Annotated in this window: 2 protein-coding genes; both read left to right on the forward strand. The window is 41.0% G+C overall.

Going from position 1 to position 2,244, the window contains the following annotated elements; genetic code table 11:
* Positions 1–562: 562 nt before the first annotated feature.
* Positions 563–883 carry an SDR family NAD(P)-dependent oxidoreductase gene (locus GMES_RS14285; RefSeq protein WP_006993433.1) on the forward strand — a complete coding sequence of 107 codons (321 nt, stop codon included), beginning with the start codon at positions 563–565 and terminating at the stop codon, positions 881–883.
* Positions 884–1,481: 598 nt separating this feature from the next.
* Entirely contained in the window at positions 1,482–1,733 is a 252-nt protein-coding gene (locus tag GMES_RS14290; protein ID WP_006993436.1) for a hypothetical protein, read from the forward strand.
* The last annotated feature ends 511 nt before the right edge of the window (positions 1,734–2,244 follow it).

Raw genomic sequence — 2,244 nt, forward strand, 5'->3', positions numbered from 1 at the left:
CTCAGGATGGGTTGCATTGAAGTGCAACGGTTTAGGAGCTGCGTTTTAGGTGCAATCATTTAGGTGGCATTTTTTTAGGTGTTTTTTATAAGTAATGCGCTCAAGAAAACAGCATCCAATGTAACGTTAAGGATGAAGATAAATGCCCTATAAAGTGAATTTTTTTGCTAGGCCAATAAATTCAGACCAAAAACTACCTTGGGAAAGTTTATTAATAGAATTCTCTTTGGGTGTGATATGCCTTGTTATGGCTATCTACGGCTGGGATACCGGCATGGCTTTAATGGCCTACCCTGCTGGTGCAGTTGCCGCAATTTGCTTCGCGCTCGTTGCTTATTCAGTATTTGGCTTTTTTCGAGAAAGGTCGCGAGCCAAGAACCAGAACCAGCCAAAACATTAGCCGCGAACTTGGCTCTTATATTTAGATCAGCACCATGGATATAAGCACCAAGAGCGGCCTGTTTGTGAATCGCCCTTGGCGTTTTTACGCCAGACCAAGTACATAAAAACAAAAATAACTAAGCGCCTTATGCTTGGCGCTTTATTAAGATAAGGAACGTAGATGAATAATTTTTTTTCAGTGGCAGGCAAAATTGCAGTGGTTACGGGTGGCTCTAGTGGAATAGGCGCCATGATCGCCCGTGGCTTTGTGGAAAATGGCGTTAAAACTTATATCACTTCACGTAAACTTGAGCAGCTTGAGCAAACCGCCGCTGAACTATCCGGTTTAGGTGAGTGCATAGCGATTCAATCTGATTTATCGACCATGGCAGGAGTTGATGCGTTCGCTGAAGAAATGCTTAAACGCGAGCCGAAAATAGACATTCTTATCAACAATGCAGGTGCTGCCTGGGGAGTAAAGATACGAAGACACCCATGTTAATTTATTTCGAATTGACACTCGACGACACCAAGATACAAAAACACCCAACATATTAATCAGGTAATAATCACTCCAATATTCGAGGTGGAATCACCCTAAAATCATTAGAATGTTCGGGGCCAGTAGTTCGAATATTTTTACTGAAATAAAGAGCGTCGAAAGGGAAAGGCAGCGCAAGGTGAAATCGTAGGCAAGGGGCTGGTCTGCAAGATATGCATGGGTTGTGGTCTTTAAGTTTGCTTTAAGCGCGCTGTCGCATCTATCTGGCTTTGGTCATGACTCCCAGCCCTTGATGGTGGGTATGGCGCTTAAACGCATCCATCATATGCTCCGTACCTGGCGCGTAGTTAAAATATCTCAAACTCAATAAACATTGCCGTGCATACATGATTACTCCTCCCCCTTTCTATCTTCTTCATATAAAAGTGAGAGTTGTTCAACGCCTACTAGGCACATTCCACGCCAGGTTAAAAAACTCACCTTTACAGCTAATTTTTCAATATGTAACAATCTGATATGTAGCATAAAGTTGTTATTTTGGAAGTTAGTTCAGAGCATTGTTAACCATCAGACTTTTTATTTTTGGAGTAGGTTTTATATGGAAGGTATTTTAGGTAGTTTCGGGCTCGTAGGGATCATGGTGTATGTAGCATTCATTATATTGTGGCTCTTGGTTCCCATATTTATTTTTGTTATTACGAGGCGAGTCAAAGAAATACGTGACGTGGCCCGTGATTCACAATTAGAAATCATGGAGCTCAATGCGAACATTAAATTTATTAAAGAAAAATACAGCGAGAAAAATGAACATTTAGTGCAGCCAACGGAGTCTAAGTCACAGAATTTATAACAAATTACTAATCACTATGGTGACAGACAAATATGACTTAACCACCTCGCCTGATAGGCAGATATAATCGCTGGCTTTTACGGGGTAATAAATAACCTGAATACTGGATAAGCCGAGCCTCTCGATAACGCCCTTTTTGTGTCTAGCAGCGTTGGATTGTCTAGCAATAACACGTTATTACGTACGCCAATCCGCCTTACTATGCACGAAAAATTTCGTCACCGAGTAAGCTTTAGAGTAAAACAACTTGGGTGTAAATGCGTAAGCTATTGAATTATAATCTTAAACCCCATTGGAGCGACACTTCTTATCCAGAACTCAGGTTAGATACGTAAATCCGCTGGCCTTGATGAATATTCGTTAAGCTGGCGACTGTCCATTTTCTCAAAAAGGATAAGGGAAAATAATGGCTAAGGTACAGTTAACATGGGGTTTAATAATAGAGGTATAAACACCAAGGCACTGAGTCAAATTGATTCCAATAACTCAGTGCCTTAGCCCTTTCTTTACT

It is taken from the genome of Paraglaciecola mesophila KMM 241 (assembly GCF_000315015.1).
Classification (GTDB): domain Bacteria; phylum Pseudomonadota; class Gammaproteobacteria; order Enterobacterales; family Alteromonadaceae; genus Paraglaciecola; species Paraglaciecola mesophila.